The following is a 16,092-nucleotide window of genomic DNA, read 5'->3' as shown; positions in this document are numbered from 1 at the left end:
ATTTATCAATGTACCAGTGTACCAATTGAATTCATCGTTACATTGTTAGACTGATACATTGTTACATTCATAATATGAAAAACATCGTTATACTCGTTTCAGGTTCCGGAACCAATCTGCAGAGAATCATTGATACTATTGACAGCGGAGAGATCCAGAATGCAAAAGTAACTCTGGTAGTGGCAGATAGAGAATGCTACGGACTGGAAAGAGCAAAAAAACATCATATAGAAAACATTTTGATTCCAAGAGGTAAGAACTTCAGCAGCGAATTAGGAAATGTGATTCCAAAAGATACGGATCTTATTGTATTGGCTGGATTCTTATCTATTTTGAAACCCGAATTCTGTGAAAACTGGACCGGGAAAATAATCAATATTCATCCTGCACTGCTTCCAAAATTCGGAGGAAAAGGAATGTGGGGAATGAACGTTCACAATGCAGTGGTTGAAGCCGGAGAAAAAGAAAGCGGAGCAACCGTACATTTTGTAACTCCGGGAATTGATGAAGGAGAAGCTATTCTTCAGAAGTCATTTGAGGTGACAGCAGAAGATACACCGGAAACGGTCGCAGAAAAAGTACACCAGATTGAATATGAAATATTTCCAAAAGCCATCAACAAAGTTTTAGGAAATTAAAAATCAATTGAATAATGTATCAATATAACAATATACCAATGTACCAATTTTAACCATTATCATATGGCTAGACTGTTACATTGATCCATTGTTACATTAAAAAAGAAATCTAAGTAAATAAAATAAACCGGGGGTGAAAGACCGGTATACAGTTTGAAATAGCTGTGAAAAGTAAAAAATTGAAAGTAAAATGAGTAAAAAGAGAGTTTTAATCAGTGTTTCAGACAAAAGCGGATTAATAGAGTTCGCCCAGTTCCTTGAAGCCCAGAATTATGAGTTGATCTCTACAGGAGGAACCTTCAAGCATTTGAAAGACGCTGGTTTAAATCCGATTCAGATTGATGAGGTAACGAATTTCCCTGAAATGCTGGATGGAAGAGTGAAAACCCTTCACCCGAAAGTTCACGGAGGTCTTTTGGCTGTACGTTCCAGTGAAGAACACATGAAAACTGTTCAGGAGCACGGAATCGACCTGATAGACATGGTAATCGTAAACCTTTATCCTTTCTTTGAAAATGTAAACAAAGACATTTCTTTACATGAGAAAGTAGAGTTTATTGATATCGGTGGCCCTTCAATGCTTCGTTCTGCAGCTAAAAACTTTGATTCTGTTACTGTAATTACCGATGTGGAAGACTACGCAACGGTAAAACTGGAAATGGAGCAAAACGGAGATACGTATATTGAAACACGTAAAAAACTGGCAGGAAAAGTATTCAACCTTACTTCAGCGTACGATGCCGCTATTTCAAGAATGCTTTTAGATGAAGAATATCCTGCTTATCTTAATGCTTCCTACAAAAAAGTATCAGACTTAAGATATGGTGAAAACCCTCACCAGACTGCTGCTTACTACGTTTCTACATTTGAAAACGGAGCAATGAAAGACTTCGAACAGCTTGGTGGTAAAGAGCTTTCTTTCAATAATCTTCGTGATATGGACCTTTGCTGGAAAGTAGTTACAGAATTTAAAGAAGAAATGGCTTGTTGTGCCGTAAAGCATTCTACCCCTTGTGGAGTAGCCATCGGAACTTCTGCATTGGAAACATATCAGAAAACCTTCGAATGTGATCCTGTTTCAATTTTTGGCGGAATTGTTGCAATGAACTATAAGATTGATGCAGCCACAGCCGAAGAACTGAACAAAACATTCCTTGAGATTGTGATGGCTCCGGATTTTGATGAAGCAGCTCTTGAAATTTTAAGAAAAAAGAAAAACCTGAGAATTATAAAAATCGTAAACCCTGTTTCTGATAAACAGACTTGGGTGAAGATAGACGGTGGTATCCTGGTTCAGGATAACGACACCCATTTCTCGGATGATATCAAACTGGTAACCAATGTACAGCCTTCGGAAGAGCAGAAGAAAGCACTTCTTTTCTCTCAGAGAGTAGTGAAGTATGTAAAATCAAATGCTATTGTTGTTTCCAACGGTATTCAGGCTTTTGGAATTGGTGGCGGACAGGTGAACAGAATCTGGGCTACCGAACAGGCTATTGAAAGAGCAAAAGAGAAATTCTCCGGAGATCTTGTTTTGGCTTCTGATGCATTTTTCCCTTTCCGTGATGTGGTAGATTTCTGCGCGAAGGAAGGAATCAAGGCTATCATCCAGCCGGGTGGAAGTGTAAAAGATCAGGACAGTATCGAGGCTGCCAACGAGCATGGTATCCCGATGATGTTTACTGGGGTTAGACATTTTCTGCACTAATTAAAATAGAATTAAAAAATAATTGAGGATTGTATTTATAGCATTCAAAATTATATATTTGTAAAATAGACTAGATAATAAATAAAGTATGAGAATATTAATCATAGGTGAAGGCGGTAGAGAATCTGCTTTAGCAGCAAAGCTTCAGAATGACCCAAGAATTTCTAAAATGTTTTTTGCTAATGGTAATGCTACCACCGATGTAATAGGGAAAAATGTTCATTTATCAGAGATCAAAGAACTGAGAGATTTTGCAATTAAAGAAAAAGTGGATCTTACTATTGTAGGTCCTGAAGCTCCTCTTGTAGCAGGGCTAAAGGATGAATTCAAAAAGCATGATCTTAAAGTTTTCGGTCCGAACCAAAAAGTAGCAAGCTTGGAAGGAAGTAAGGCTTTCTCTAAGAAATTTATGCAGACCTATGATATCAAAACAGCAAAAGCTGTAGTATTTGATTCATATAACGATGCTAAAGAATATGTTCAGACACAGAAGTATCCTTTAGTAGTTAAGGCTAGTGGATTGGCAGGTGGAAAAGGAGTTGTTATTTGCGACAACCTTGAAGAAGCTGAAGCTACAATCCACGACTTCATGATCAGAAGAATTTATGGAGATGCCGGGATCCGTCTGGTTATTGAAGAATATTTAGAAGGTTTTGAAGCTTCAATCATTGCATTCTCAAACGGTGAAAAGATTTTCCCATGTATTGCTGCAAAAGATTACAAAAAAGCAGGAAACGGAGATACAGGGCCAAACACAGGAGGTATGGGATCTGTAGCGCCAAGCCCTGATTTTACTCAGGAGCACTACGCTGATTTTGAAAAAAATATCTTACAAACTACCATTAACGGTCTTAAAGGAGAAGGATTCAGCTTTAAAGGAATCATTTTCTTCGGATTAATGGTCACTAAAAACGGAACTTACCTTCTTGAATACAATATGAGATTCGGAGATCCTGAAACTCAGGTATTGATGGCATTAATGGAGAATAACCTTCTTGATGTTATCCAGGACTGTATGGATGGAAAAGACATTGAGCTTAAGTTTAAAGACGAAAAAGCAGTATGTCTTGTGATGTGTTCAGGCGGTTACCCTAGAAATATCGAAACAGGTTACGAAATTGTAGGAGAAGACAAGCTGAAACATTCTAAACTTTTATACGCAGGTGCAGTAAGAAAAGGTGACAAAGTAGTTTCCAACGGCGGACGGGTTCTGAACGTGGTGGCTACCGGAGCAACCTACGACGATGCCCGCAAAAAAGTCTATGAAGATGCAAGCCACATTCATTTCGATTACGGATTCTACAGAGAAGACATCGGAAAGTTTTAAAATAAATCACGAAAAAAGATTTGGAACATCTCCAAGTCTTTTTTTGTAAAACAGTCAATAAATAGAAGTTAGAAACTAGAGGTTAGAAATTAGTATGCAGAAGGTGAAACTGGAAATAGTCTCCAGGCCAGAAGCCATTAGCTATCGGCCAATAGCTCTATCATTTATTCAATCATCAATTATCAATTATCAATCATCATTTATAAAATGAACAACGGTATTATTATATTAGATTTCGGATCACAGTACAACCAGCTTATCGGAAGAAGAATCCGTGAGATGGGAGTCTATTCTGAAATCCTTCCATTCAACACACCTCTGCAGGATATCATTGCAAAACAGCCCAAAGGAATCATTCTTTCCGGAGGACCAAGCTCTGTTAATGCTGAAAATGCTCACCTGGTAGAGAAAGAATTGTACGAACAGGGGATTCCTGTATTGGGAATCTGCTACGGAATGCAGCTTACGGCACACCTTTTAGGAGGAAAAGTAAACAAAGGGGAAAAAGGAGAGTACGGAAAAGCACATTTGGACATCATTAAAGAAAGCTCTTTGTTAAAAGGAGTTACGCAGAATTCCATCGTATGGATGAGCCACTTTGACGAAGTAGGAGAACTGCCTGCAGGTTTTGAACTTAATGCAAAATCAGGAGTAATAGCTTCTATTTCCAATGAAGACAAAAAAATCTTCTGTGTTCAGTTCCATCCGGAAGTATCTCACACGGAAGAAGGCGGAAAAATGCTTGAGAACTTTGTTTTCTCTATCTGTGATGCCGATAAAAACTGGAAACTGACCAACTATATTGATAAAACAGTTGAAGAAATCCGCGAAAAAGTAGGAGACAATAAAGTAATCCTGGGACTTTCAGGAGGTGTTGACTCTTCTGTGGCAGCAGTTTTAATCCACAAAGCCATCGGAGACCAGCTTACATGTATCTTCGTAGATACAGGTTTGTTGAGAAAAGATGAAGGCCAGAAAGTAATGGACAACTATGGAGAACATTTCCATATGAACATTAAAATGGTAGATGCTAAAGAAAGATTCCTTTCAAAATTAGCTGGAATAGACGATCCGGAGCAGAAAAGAAAAATCATCGGAAACGAATTTATTCACGTTTTTGATGAAGAATCCCATAAAATAGAAGGCGCTAAATTCCTGGCTCAGGGTACCATTTATCCTGATGTGATCGAAAGCCAGTCTGTTAACGGACCATCCGCAGTCATTAAGTCTCACCACAATGTAGGAGGACTTCCTGAAGATATGGAATTCGAATTGCTGGAGCCGTTAAGAGAGCTTTTTAAAGATGAAGTAAGAAAAGTAGGCGAGGAGTTAGGTATTCCACATCATTTGGTACACAGACACCCTTTCCCTGGCCCTGGATTAGGAATCAGAGTTTTGGGAGCTGTAGATGCTGAAAAAGTAAGAATCCTTCAGGAAGCTGACGATATTTTCATCGAAGAATTATACAAAAATGATCTGTATGAAAAAGTATCTCAGGCTTTCGTAGTCCTTCTTCCTGTGAAATCAGTAGGAGTAATGGGAGACGAAAGAACGTACGAATACACAGCTGTTGTCCGTTCTGCCAACACCATCGACTTTATGACGGCAACGTGGAGCAGACTTCCTTACGAGTTCCTGGATACGGTATCCAGCAGAATTATCAACGAAGTAAGAGGTATCAACAGAGTTGCTTACGATATTTCAAGCAAACCACCTGCAACCATTGAGTGGGAGTAATTTTCACTTTGGTTTATAATATATATCCTGCTCTTTATGGGCAGGATTTTATTTTTTCCAAAACATATTCCAACTCATTAAACGAGCCTATTGACTCCCATTTCTCTTTTTCTAAAAACCGTTCAGCTGCTGCAATAAAATCTTGTAGCTCCGGCCAGATTGAAATATTTCTAATATCAATATTCATCATGTTGAAAGTGTATAGTTTATCCGTTTCATCAGAAGTCAATAAGCTGATGAATAAATAATTTTCAGGAAGGTCTATTATATTTCCACCAATATCGCAGATTCTGTTTTCAGGTCTTGTTTTAAATATCATTTTATCCAGAAAAGCTGAAACTTTACTACCTAAAGAATGCTTTTCCATGCAGGAATGATGCATACCCGTATCGTTGAAGAGATACAATGAATCTTTTACATTGGGTATGAAAGCCGGAAACAGGATGATATTCTGATGATCAAACAAAATAGTGTGACAAATAGGGCATTCGGATTGATTTTGTATAATAATGGCCATTGCTTTAAAGTTCTATTGACTTTTTATTTGTGAGTGTTTTACTTTTAAATGATTGAGTTTAAAATTGTTTTATAGAAAACATGATAAACATAATACTTATTGAGATTAATAAAAAATATATCCCTTTAAATATTTTGTTCTCACCAACAAGAAAATAACTTATCAATATAGATAATCCTGAAAAAAAATAAAGGAAATTCTTCCCGTCACGGTTATTAAGATTTGAATTGAATAATAAATTTAGATTATGAGCAACATTATTTGCCGAGGCTGAATTTAAAAAAAATAAGGCAAGAATTATTAGAAGTGTTATAGAATGAACCAGACGATAAATTTTCATTTTTATGAATGTGTTTTTTGTAATAAGTTTTTCTGCTGATTATTTTTCACTAAATTTAAGTAAAATTACATCAAATGCAAATAGAAACAAGAGCCCTGACTCTTCAGGATTATGATGAACTGGTTATTACGATGAAACGCGCTTATCCGCAGATGTCCGAATCTATTTGGTCTAAAAAAAGTATCGAAAAACTCACCAGAATATTCCCGAAAGGCCAGATCTGCATCACCGTAGACGGAAAACTGGCTGCCGTAGCCCTTTCCATCATTGTGAATTATGACGACTTCGGGGACGATCATACCTATGTGGATATTACCGGAAACTATACATTCAATACCCATTTATCCACAGGAAATGTACTCTACGGAATAGAGGTTTTTGTAGATCCCGAATACCGTGAGCTGCGTCTGGGAAGAAGACTGTATGATGCCAGAAAAGAATTATGCGAACTGTTGAATCTTAAATCAATTATTCTGGGAGGAAGAATCCCCAACTATCATAAATACAGCAACGAGCTTTCCCCGAGAGAATACATCAGAAGAGTGAGAGATAAGGAAATCTACGATCCTGTACTGTCTTTCCAGCTTTCCAATAACTTTCTTCCCATTAAAATTCTCAAGAAATACCTTCCCGAAGACGAATCATCTCTGGAAAATGCCGTTTTGCTGCAATGGAACAACATCTATTACAGCAAAAAACCGAATACCATGCAGGACAGCATCATTCGCCTCGGGCTTGTGCAGTGGCAGATGAGACATTTTAAGAATATTGATGCTTTTTATGAACAGGTAGAATTTTTTGTGAATGTGATGGGAGATTACAAATCAGATTTTGTTCTTTTCCCGGAATTGTTCAATACGCCGCTTTTAGCCCCTTTCAATAAGCTTTCGGAGAGAGACAGTATGATTGAACTGGCCAAATTAAGTGAAGAAATCAAAAATAAAATTTCAGAACTGGCCATCAGCTACAATGTCAATATCATTTCGGGAAGTATGCCTGTTTTTGATAATGAAAATAATGATTTGTATAATGTGAGCTACCTTCTGCACCGCGACGGACGAATCGATGAATACCGGAAGATTCACATTACACCTAATGAAAGAAAGTACTACGGAATGAAAGGCGGAAACGAAATCCGGGTTTTCGATACCGACTGCGGCAAAATAGGTCTTGTTATCTGTTACGACGTGGAATTTCCGGAACTGCCGAGAATTCTCGCCGATCAGGGAATGAAAATCCTTTTTGTACCTTATCTTACCGATACGCAGAATGCCTACATCAGGGTACGTCATTGCGCTGCGGCAAGAGCTATCGAAAATGAATGCTATGTGGCCATTGCAGGCTGTGTAGGAAACCTTCCGGGGGTCAATAATATGGATATCCAGTTTGGACAGGCTGCTGTATTCACTCCATCGGATTTTGCCTTCCCTTCTAACGCCGTGAAAGGAGAAGCCACTCCCAATACGGAAATGACCCTTATTGTAGACGTAGACCTTAATCTGCTCAAAGACCTTCACCATAACGGCTCCGTTCAGGTGATGAATGACCGCAGAAAGGATCTTTATGAAACCTATCTTAAATAGTAAAATAGTTTTAGAAAAAATGTATCCTGTCCTCGTGGCAGGATTTTTTTATAAACTTTTCTGGAAGACCAGCCGCGACCATTTCACCTCTTCCTTGCCTTTAAGAAGGCTCGGTTGGTTTTCCAGAAATAATAGGGTTTTCAAGCCGTTTTGTTCTGCCTGATTTAGGATTTTATTTGCATGAGTTGGGTAAACGCAGGTACCTCCGCCAGCTGGCCCATTTCTTAAACTGAGGGCAAAAACTCCGTTTTCTGTAAGCAGTTCTGAAACTTTTTTTATAGAAATGGATTGCTCATCAGGGCTGAGATGATGCCATACACCGGAGGCAAGGATGAAATCAAATTTTAAGCGGGGATTCAAACATTGAAGATCGGGTAATGAATCATAAATCCAATGGATAGGAAAACCGGCGTATAGAGTTTTCCCGGTTTCAAGAAGTTTTTCAGAAGGTTCTACGGCAGTTACCGTATGTCCCATAGAAGAAAAAGCAGAAGCATCTCTCCCTATTCCTGCACCCAGATCCAGAATATTGCCGGGTTTTTGGGGGATAAAAGGCATGAAATCACGGTGCAGTTCGGCAAAATCTATAGAAAGAGTAGCTTCAATGAACTTATCAAGAACATTGCTATATCCTTCGGTTCCGGGAACTTCTGAAGCCATGAATCACATTTTCTGCAAATATAAAAAAAGAGCAGATTAATTTCTGCTCCGTATTCTAAGATAAATTATTTTTTACATGTACTGCGGGCATAGCACATCCGGGCAGATCAGTCTTGGGCATCTTGGCCTTCCATCCGTAGGACAGCATTGATTAGAACACGTACCGATAACGATACCGCTTCCTGAAATTTCTTTTAATTGTTTTCTTGAAAGTTTGCTGTTGTGTAAGTTTTTCATTTTGTAATATTTTACAGGTTAGGTTGTAATTTGTTAAACATAAAGATAAAAAATTATTTTAAAATATGATATGTGTTCGTTTTTTTTAATTTTTATGTATATTGCATTGTATGTTTTTAATGAGAAATTGGATTGAAAATATGATTTTTTTCTCAGAATGCTTATGAAATAGCTATCTTCACTGATTAATTTAAATATAATATAATGACAGGAACAGTAAAATGGTTTAACGAAACAAAAGGTTTTGGTTTTATTACACCAGACGGAGGCGGAAATGATATTTTTTGCCATCATTCAGCCATTCAATCTTCAGGCCTTAGAACTTTGAAAGAAGGACAGGCAGTAGAATTTGATATTAAAGAAGGTAAAAAAGGACCTGAAGCAGACAATGTTAGAGTAGTAGGATAATAACTTTAAGATATTGTTTAAACTAAGCCGCCGTTCATGGCGGCTTTTTTTGTGGTTGGTGCTGAAAAATTCATCATTTTTCTTTTGGATTAAAAAGACAATTCTATTTTTGTTCAACGCTATATTTATCGTTCAAATAAAAATAAAAATAGGGATAGGAACAATTTTTGGAGTAATTTGCAACTACTATTTAGAAATATATGTTTGACAAGCAGCAAAGAAAACTGAAAAGATCTGCCAGACTTATTTCCGTACTCAGTAAATACGGATTTAAAGATATACTGGCAAGAATGAATACCGGAAACAAACAGGAACAAATCCCTGCAGATCCGGATGAAGTGATTTCTAAAGGTACAGTGTATGAAAGAATCAGGCTGGTATTGGAAGAACTCGGACCTACATTTGTAAAGCTGGGACAGACCTTCAGTAACAGGGAAGATCTTCTTCCTCCGGAACTTATTCAGGAGTTGCAGAAGCTTCAGGATAAGGTAGATACGGTAGATATGGATGTGGAAGAAATTCTTGAAAATGAATTCAATATCTCCGTTGAAGATCATTTCCAGGAGATTCAGAAAGAACCTTTGGCTACAGCATCTATTGCACAGGTATATAAAGCTGTTTTGGCCGATGGCAGTCCTGTAATTCTCAAACTCAAAAAAGCAGACGTACAGTCTGTAATAGAAGATGATTTACTCCTCATAAAAGATCTGGAAAAACTGGTGTCTGCCTATTCTGAAATAGGGGAAAAACTTAATCTGAAACAGGCCATATCTACTTTTGAAAAATCATTGCTGGAAGAAGTTTCTCTCATCAATGAAAAGGAAAATATCCTGCATTTTGCCCGGAATTTCAAAAACAATAAAGAAACCTATGTTCCCAGGATTTACGAAGAATATTCCAATAATAATATTCTTTGTATGGAATTTATTGACGGGATAAAAGTGACGGATAAAGCTGCCCTTTTAGCCAATAATATAGATCCTGTGAAAGTTTCCGAAGTAGGACTGAGACTTTTTGTTTCTCAGATTCTGGACTACGGTTTTTTTCACGCAGATCCGCATGCAGGAAATATTTTGGTTAAAAAGAACGGAAAAATTGTTTTCATAGATTTTGGTGCGGTGGGAAAAATTCAGCCCAATGATAAAGAAATTCTGGAAAATCTCATTGTAAGCTTTGTGGCTAAAAATTCACATAAAATTGTCCGTTATCTCAAAAAAATGGCGGTCAGTTATGAAATTCCTGATGAAAGAAGATTTGAAAATGATGTGGAAGATATTCTGAATTTTGTCCACAGTTCCTCATTGCAGGATATCAACGTTCAGGTGATTATTAATAAGATGAAAGATATCTTAAAGGACAACAGGCTCCATATGCCGGATTATTTTTATCTTTTGTTTAAAGGAATTAGCCTGATAGAAGGAGTTGGAAGAACAATCAATCCGGATCTGGACATTGTGAAAAGCCTTCATCCTTACACCAGAAAAATATTAACAAAAAAAATAAAACCAAAGAATCTTTTAAAAACCGGAATGGACAGGATGCTGAATTTCACTGATAATGTAGATGAAATTCCCAGAGAACTCAGATCCGTTCTTCAAAAACTGGATGATAATAAATTTACGGTATCCAGTGAAATTAAAAATATTGAAAAGACCAACCAGCTGATCAAATCAAGCATCATCAATTTGATTCTGGCCATGATTTTAGGAGCCAATATCATTGCAACTTCTATTGTTTTTGTCTCAGAATCCGGTCCCAGGATAGGAGAACTGTCTTTGGTGGCTGTTTTGGGCTTTATTTTTTCTGTAATCCTGGTTCTGGTTCTTTTATTGAGAGTAACGAGGAAATGATTGAGAGAAATTATGGCTTAGATATCAGATGTCAGACTGCTGCAATGGTGGCTTCGAGAGCCTCAGCCACCAAATGGTAGTCTTTCATGATTTAAGATGCCAGATTTCAGATTTAAGATGTCATAAATTACTGGCGGTGGCTGAGGCTCTCGAAGCCACAAGCTACCTACCTTCATTTATCCTAAAACCCTCCAACTCTCACACCCCGAATCACAAAACTAACCCCAAAAATATGAAAAAACTAATCCTAACCACCCTTACTTTCTGCAGTTCACTGTTCATCGCTCAGCAAGCCTCTGAAAAAGGCATTCTCGGAGACTTTGACGGCAACGGAACAAAAGAATATGCTTATACCAAAGTTAGCGACTGTAATGATGACTGTGATGGAAAATGTGAGACCACGATTTATTTCAGTGATAAGAAAATAAAGCCGTTTGTTATTTCTCCCGCCAAAAATGGGGGATTATTCAATCTGGGAGATCTCAATGAAGACGGAAAAGATGAAGTGGGATTTTATCCCGGCTGGTGCACAAGCTGCTGGCATGGTTTTCATGTGTACACACTGAGTAAAGCGGGTTGGAAGCCTTTGGTACCAGCTATTTCTACGCATTGTTCACAATGGGAGGAAGAGAAGTTTCCCATAAAAAAAGATCCTAAGAAGAAAGGATATGTCATCATCACGTCCAGCCAATGGGAAGACGATGATATTAAAATTAAAAGCTCAAGTGTAAAAGTGAATTGAGTTGTCGGATTCGGGTTTCGGGTTACGGAGTGAGAGGGTTTGAGCGTGAGAGAGTTTTAGGGTAAATGTGGTTGGAAGAGGTTGTCAGTTGCTGGTTCATTGTTGTAGAGTTAATGATTCAGTATCTGATATCTGAAGTCTCTTATCTATTATAAAAATTCACCATTTACTTGCGAAGCAAAATTTACCATTGACATTAGGTTAAGATTAACCTCTCATTTTAAATACCTATCTTTGCACCATGGAAAAACTCACTTTTGCAGATTTTGACCTGCCGGTTAAAATTCTTGATGTTTTAGCGGATCTGGAACTATTCGAACCTACACCTATTCAGGAAAAGAGCATTGGCCCTATACTTTCCGGAAGAGATGTAATGGGAATTGCACAAACCGGAACCGGGAAAACATTAGCTTATCTTCTGCCGGTTCTTAAAACATGGAAATACAACAAATCAGGGAATCCTACAGTTTTAATCCTTGTTCCTACAAGAGAATTGGTAGTACAGGTAACTGAAATTGTTGAGAAACTTACAGAAAATATTACCACAAGAGTTATCGGAATATACGGAGGAAAAAATATCAATACACAGAAACTGCTGTTCAATGATGGCTGCGATATATTGGTAGGAACTCCGGGAAGGGTAATGGATCTTGCTATCGATAACGCTATATCATTAAAAGAAGTACAGAAGCTGATCATTGATGAATTTGATGAAATGCTGAACTTAGGTTTCAGACCACAGCTTACCCATATTTTTGAAATGATGAAGCCGAAGAGACAGAACATTCTTTTCTCTGCTACAATGACTGAGGCTGTAGATGAAATGCTGGATCAGTATTTTGCCAATCCTATAGAAATTTCATTGGCGAAATCCGGAACACCTCTTGAAAAAATAGAACAGGTAGGTTATAAAGTGGAAAACTTCAATACAAAAATCAACCTTCTTGAGCATTTGCTGAAAAATAATGAGGAGATGTCTAAAGTGTTGATTTTTACCAATAACAAGAAAAACTCTGACCTGCTGTTTTCGAAATTTGATGAACTTTTCCCTGAACAGTTTGATGTGATTCACTCCAATAAATCTCAGAATTACAGGCTTAAAGCCATGAAAAGATTTGAAAATGAAGAGATCAGAGGATTGATTACTACCGATGTAATGGCCAGAGGTCTTGATATTTCAGATATTACGCATGTTATCAATTTTGAAACTCCGGAAATTCCTGAACAGTATATCCACAGAATCGGAAGAACGGGTAGAGCAGATAAAGATGGGGTGGCAATTACTTTTGTGACGAAGAAAGAAGAAAACGCTCTGCTTGATATTGAACTTTTAATGGACAAAGACTTGATGTTTAATGATTTCCCTGCAGAAGTGAAGATCAATCCTAAAAAGATTGCTTCCGAAGAAGATGTGATCATTATGAAAAATCCGGCACAGGTAAAACTGCACGAAGGAGGAGGAGCTTTTCACGAGAAAAAAGATAAAAACAAAAAAGAAAACTGGGGCGGGCCTTCAAAAAGGAAAGCACCTAAGAAGTTTGGAGCGAACAGAGCACAACAAAAAGCGATATCAAAATCCAAGAGAAAGAAATAAAGAAATCCCGGTAAGGGATTTTTTTATTAGATTTAATACCAAAATAATCTAAAATGATCAGGAATCTTTTTTTCTTTATTTTTCTCCTGATGTCTGGTTTTAAAGCTTTTGGACAGGATGAGGGTTTGAAATTAAATCATATCTATTTTGTTTTGGATTCGGCCGATTTTGAAAGCATCAAAACAAATAAGCAGCTTGCTAACTGGGCTAATCTGGACAAAGGGCTGCCAGGCTTTGATCCTGTAGATGAAAAAACTACAACAGTTTATTTACGGGGAAAGTCTACCTATCTTGAAATAATGGGCCCTGATAATAAATTTGGTGAGAAAACGGGAGCCGTGGGAATAGGCTTTTCCTGGGATGTTCATGCACCGTTTTCAGATAATATCAACGAAAAACTGAAGAAAAAAGGGCTGAAATTTGAAAGATCAGAATCAATGTGGAATTTTGGAAACGAAAAGATCCTTTGGTATTCTGCCTACTATACCCATCTGAAAGGAAGCGCAGCTACCTGGTATGCTTTCTACAATCCCGAATTTCTGACTCATTTGTACCATACCCAATACAGTTCTTTTCGCAGAGAAGATTTTTTGGAAAAGAAAATGAATGCAGATAAAGAAATCAAAGACCTTTCAGGGATCGTACTGGACTGTAATCCTGATGACTACAAAAAGATTGCTGAAGAGCTGAGATCTTTCGGGGTTAAAATAAAGGTTTCCGGTAAAAATTTTATAACTTTTGAGACAGACTCCGTTGAAATCAGGCTTAATCAAACTGAATTAAAGAAAACGGTGCTCAGGGAACTACAATTGAAAACCGGACATGAACTGAAAGAAAACCTTAAAATAGGCAATCTCCAATTGGAAAACAGAAGAAAAGAACTTGTAATAAAGCTACATTAATCATTACTGAAAAACTAAGCTAAAGAAGCTCTTATTGCCTGATATAAATGATAATTGAGGTGTCCAGAACCCCATCATTATCATAATCTGTTTTACCGGTAATGATTTGCATTTCACTTTCAGTAAGGGCATATAAAGTCTCCGAACCTTGTTGATTACCGCCACCGGAGGTAATATAGAAAGTAATGACTTTAGTACTTTCACCATAACTGAACGTGCCCGTTTCACGTACAGAAGGCGAACTACAGTATTGATTGTATTCGAAATCACCATTAGACCAAAACTGATAAGTTGTGTTCGATTCACAGCCTGTTAAAGAATTCTGGAGTAAAATGACCCCGTTGTTTCCGGAAACAGTCATTGTTTTTGCGGCCTTCCACGTTCCCAGAAGCGGAGAATCTGCCTGATCATTATTTCGGCATGAAATAACCAGGATAATAACCGACAGATAGGCGGTTAATTTAAGCTTTTTCATATCATTTATAGTTTGGTTCGGTATTACAAAGAAATTGAAAAAAATACGATATAATTAATAATTTAACTTAAAAATCTCTATTTGTATTTTGGACCACAACTATTTAGCCTCATTTCTATTGATGGCTGTACTTCTTAAAAATAAAAAAACTCCGGTTTTCGGAGTTTTACTTTAGTTATTTCATATACGGATTCATAACCTTTGCCCAGACTTCATAGCCTCCCGGAGTCAGGTGGAGCATATCTTCCACGAAGAGATCTCTTCTCACATTTCCGTTGGAATCTTCCATGGCTTTTGTAATATCAATAAACTCGGCATGAGGTTCTTTTTTCATGAAAGCAGCAATTTTCTTATTGGTTTCTTTCATTTGAGGCCACAGAATCTCGCGGCTCGGGGAAAACTTTATAGAGATAAAATCTACTTCAATATTCGGAAATTTTTCACGGATTTTTTTATAAAAAGTCTTAAACCTGTTCACAACCACTTTTGCTTTCAGATCATGGTTGTCGGCAAAATCATTATCGCCGCAGTAAATAATAATCTGTTTTGGCTGATAAGGGCTTAAAAGATCATCTGCAAAATCATTGAGATCTGTCATTCGGGAACCTCCGAAGCCTCGGTTGATAATGGTTTTATCTGGGAAATAGCTTGCAACATCTGTCCATTTTGTGAAAGAGGAACTTCCAATCAGGAGGATAGCATCTTTAGGAGGTGGATTTTGCTGATCTGCTTTTTTGAAATTCTGAATGTCCTGCCAGAACATCGGCTTTTTTTCCTGAGAAAAGGAAAGGGTAAAATACAGCAACAGAAATGCTGAGAGAATCTTCTTCATTATAATCAAATTTTAAATGTAGGATAAAAGTAATAAAAAACTCCCGATAAAATCGAGAGTCTTTGTTTATCTTTTATAAGTAATATAGATGAGATCGTCTGTGCCGTCGTTGTTATAATCGTAGGCTCCAAACAGCTGTGCCAGTTTCAGATCCTGACTTGTCAGAACTTCTACACGGTACGATCTTTGGCTGTCATTATCATTTTTAATGTTTAGCAGCTTAGATTCTTCTGAATAGGTAAACTTCCCTTCCGTTTTTCCAGTCATATTGCATTGAAGACCTGTTTCAGTATAATACGTGTAACTCGTATAATAATCACTTCTGAAATGCAGTGTATTTTTGGCTTGACAGACAGTAGGAGTTTCTGTTAAAAGCACTGTTTTATTGTCCTTTCCGGAAATAGTTTCTATTTTGCTTACCTTCCAGTCTCCGCTCATCATCTCTAATTCATAAGCTTCGATATTGTCATCTTTACAGGAAGTGAGTGCCAGAGCAGAAAAGGCAAATAAAAGTAGCTGTTTTTTCATTTTCACAAATTTAA

Annotated in this window: 16 protein-coding genes; 10 read left to right on the top strand and 6 right to left on the bottom strand. The window is 37.4% G+C overall.

The window, feature by feature from the left end; translation table 11 throughout:
• Positions 1 to 74: 74 nt before the first annotated feature.
• From purN to guaA, 4 genes are all read left to right on the top strand, one after another.
• Positions 75 to 638 carry a phosphoribosylglycinamide formyltransferase gene (gene purN, locus ACM46_RS14315; protein WP_048507358.1) on the top strand — a complete coding sequence of 188 codons (564 nt, stop codon included), beginning with the start codon at positions 75 to 77 and terminating at the stop codon, positions 636 to 638.
• A gap of 190 nt (positions 639 to 828) precedes the next feature.
• Entirely contained in the window at positions 829 to 2,346 is a 1,518-nt protein-coding gene (gene purH, locus ACM46_RS14310; protein ID WP_048507357.1) for a bifunctional phosphoribosylaminoimidazolecarboxamide formyltransferase/IMP cyclohydrolase, read from the top strand.
• 88 nt (positions 2,347 to 2,434) lie between these two features.
• Positions 2,435 to 3,673: a phosphoribosylamine--glycine ligase gene (gene purD, locus ACM46_RS14305; RefSeq protein ID WP_048507356.1), complete on the top strand. Its 1,239-nt coding sequence runs from the start codon at positions 2,435 to 2,437 to the stop codon at positions 3,671 to 3,673.
• Between the two features lie 207 nt (positions 3,674 to 3,880).
• Complete coding sequence (gene guaA, locus ACM46_RS14300) at positions 3,881 to 5,410, top strand: glutamine-hydrolyzing GMP synthase (protein WP_048507355.1); 1,530 nt, start codon at positions 3,881 to 3,883, stop codon at positions 5,408 to 5,410.
• Positions 5,411 to 5,444: 34 nt separating this feature from the next.
• Here the strand turns inward: guaA and ACM46_RS14295 are convergent, their stop codons facing one another.
• Complete coding sequence (locus ACM46_RS14295; protein ID WP_131707598.1) at positions 5,445 to 5,777, bottom strand: hypothetical protein; 333 nt, start codon at positions 5,775 to 5,777, stop codon at positions 5,445 to 5,447.
• A 564-nt stretch (positions 5,778 to 6,341) separates the two neighbouring features.
• Here ACM46_RS14295 and ACM46_RS14290 point away from each other — a divergent pair.
• Positions 6,342 to 7,850 carry a carbon-nitrogen hydrolase family protein gene (locus ACM46_RS14290; RefSeq protein WP_048507353.1) on the top strand — a complete coding sequence of 503 codons (1,509 nt, stop codon included), beginning with the start codon at positions 6,342 to 6,344 and terminating at the stop codon, positions 7,848 to 7,850.
• A 48-nt stretch (positions 7,851 to 7,898) separates the two neighbouring features.
• Here ACM46_RS14290 and ACM46_RS14285 read toward each other — a convergent pair whose 3' ends face one another.
• A complete protein-coding gene (locus tag ACM46_RS14285) occupies positions 7,899 to 8,510 on the bottom strand; it encodes a class I SAM-dependent methyltransferase (protein ID WP_048507352.1) in 612 nt (203 codons plus the stop codon).
• A gap of 72 nt (positions 8,511 to 8,582) precedes the next feature.
• Positions 8,583 to 8,747, bottom strand: coding sequence for a hypothetical protein (locus ACM46_RS23515; RefSeq protein WP_173426488.1), 165 nt, complete (start codon positions 8,745 to 8,747; stop codon positions 8,583 to 8,585).
• 201 nt (positions 8,748 to 8,948) lie between these two features.
• On the opposite strand from ACM46_RS23515, the gene ACM46_RS14280 reads away from it, so the two are divergent.
• The 5 genes from ACM46_RS14280 (at position 8,949) to ACM46_RS14260 (ending at position 14,243) form a co-directional block, all read left to right on the top strand.
• Complete coding sequence (locus ACM46_RS14280) at positions 8,949 to 9,155, top strand: cold-shock protein (protein ID WP_048507351.1); 207 nt, start codon at positions 8,949 to 8,951, stop codon at positions 9,153 to 9,155.
• A gap of 200 nt (positions 9,156 to 9,355) precedes the next feature.
• Positions 9,356 to 11,005, top strand: coding sequence for an ABC1 kinase family protein (locus tag ACM46_RS14275; protein WP_048507350.1), 1,650 nt, complete (start codon positions 9,356 to 9,358; stop codon positions 11,003 to 11,005).
• Between the two features lie 232 nt (positions 11,006 to 11,237).
• Entirely contained in the window at positions 11,238 to 11,747 is a 510-nt protein-coding gene (locus ACM46_RS14270) for a hypothetical protein (RefSeq protein WP_048507481.1), read from the top strand.
• A gap of 241 nt (positions 11,748 to 11,988) precedes the next feature.
• Entirely contained in the window at positions 11,989 to 13,341 is a 1,353-nt protein-coding gene (locus ACM46_RS14265; RefSeq protein WP_048507349.1) for a DEAD/DEAH box helicase, read from the top strand.
• Positions 13,342 to 13,394: 53 nt separating this feature from the next.
• Positions 13,395 to 14,243 carry a DUF5829 family protein gene (locus ACM46_RS14260; RefSeq protein ID WP_048507348.1) on the top strand — a complete coding sequence of 283 codons (849 nt, stop codon included), beginning with the start codon at positions 13,395 to 13,397 and terminating at the stop codon, positions 14,241 to 14,243.
• Between the two features lie 31 nt (positions 14,244 to 14,274).
• Here ACM46_RS14260 and ACM46_RS14255 read toward each other — a convergent pair whose 3' ends face one another.
• From ACM46_RS14255 to ACM46_RS14245, 3 genes are all read right to left on the bottom strand, one after another.
• Positions 14,275 to 14,718, bottom strand: a complete 444-nt coding sequence (locus ACM46_RS14255; protein WP_048507347.1) for a lipocalin family protein — start codon at positions 14,716 to 14,718, stop codon at positions 14,275 to 14,277.
• Between the two features lie 175 nt (positions 14,719 to 14,893).
• The gene (locus tag ACM46_RS14250; RefSeq protein WP_048507346.1) at positions 14,894 to 15,550 is read right to left on the bottom strand and encodes a GDSL-type esterase/lipase family protein; all 657 of its coding nucleotides are present in this window, start codon (positions 15,548 to 15,550) and stop codon (positions 14,894 to 14,896) included.
• A 66-nt stretch (positions 15,551 to 15,616) separates the two neighbouring features.
• Complete coding sequence (locus tag ACM46_RS14245) at positions 15,617 to 16,078, bottom strand: lipocalin-like domain-containing protein (protein ID WP_048507345.1); 462 nt, start codon at positions 16,076 to 16,078, stop codon at positions 15,617 to 15,619.
• Positions 16,079 to 16,092 lie beyond the last annotated feature (14 nt).

It is taken from the genome of Chryseobacterium angstadtii (assembly GCF_001045465.1).
Lineage (GTDB): Bacteria > Bacteroidota > Bacteroidia > Flavobacteriales > Weeksellaceae > Chryseobacterium > Chryseobacterium angstadtii.
Note: the sequence above shows the minus strand (reverse complement) of the source record. Positions and strands in the feature narration are given on the sequence as shown.

Coding starts and splice junctions, on each gene's coding strand:
- ACM46_RS14275 (WP_048507350.1), top strand. CDS start 9,356: ATGTTTGACAAGCAGCAAAGAAAACTGAAAAGATCTGCCAGACTTATT.
- ACM46_RS14260 (WP_048507348.1), top strand. CDS start 13,395: ATGATCAGGAATCTTTTTTTCTTTATTTTTCTCCTGATGTCTGGTTTT.
- ACM46_RS14290 (WP_048507353.1), top strand. CDS start 6,342: ATGCAAATAGAAACAAGAGCCCTGACTCTTCAGGATTATGATGAACTG.
- ACM46_RS14295 (WP_131707598.1), bottom strand. CDS start 5,777: ATGGAAAAGCATTCTTTAGGTAGTAAAGTTTCAGCTTTTCTGGATAAA.
- ACM46_RS14250 (WP_048507346.1), bottom strand. CDS start 15,550: ATGAAGAAGATTCTCTCAGCATTTCTGTTGCTGTATTTTACCCTTTCC.
- ACM46_RS14255 (WP_048507347.1), bottom strand. CDS start 14,718: ATGAAAAAGCTTAAATTAACCGCCTATCTGTCGGTTATTATCCTGGTT.
- ACM46_RS14245 (WP_048507345.1), bottom strand. CDS start 16,078: ATGAAAAAACAGCTACTTTTATTTGCCTTTTCTGCTCTGGCACTCACT.
- purD (WP_048507356.1), top strand. CDS start 2,435: ATGAGAATATTAATCATAGGTGAAGGCGGTAGAGAATCTGCTTTAGCA.
- ACM46_RS23515 (WP_173426488.1), bottom strand. CDS start 8,747: ATGAAAAACTTACACAACAGCAAACTTTCAAGAAAACAATTAAAAGAA.
- ACM46_RS14285 (WP_048507352.1), bottom strand. CDS start 8,510: ATGGCTTCAGAAGTTCCCGGAACCGAAGGATATAGCAATGTTCTTGAT.
- guaA (WP_048507355.1), top strand. CDS start 3,881: ATGAACAACGGTATTATTATATTAGATTTCGGATCACAGTACAACCAG.
- purH (WP_048507357.1), top strand. CDS start 829: ATGAGTAAAAAGAGAGTTTTAATCAGTGTTTCAGACAAAAGCGGATTA.
- purN (WP_048507358.1), top strand. CDS start 75: ATGAAAAACATCGTTATACTCGTTTCAGGTTCCGGAACCAATCTGCAG.
- ACM46_RS14265 (WP_048507349.1), top strand. CDS start 11,989: ATGGAAAAACTCACTTTTGCAGATTTTGACCTGCCGGTTAAAATTCTT.
- ACM46_RS14270 (WP_048507481.1), top strand. CDS start 11,238: ATGAAAAAACTAATCCTAACCACCCTTACTTTCTGCAGTTCACTGTTC.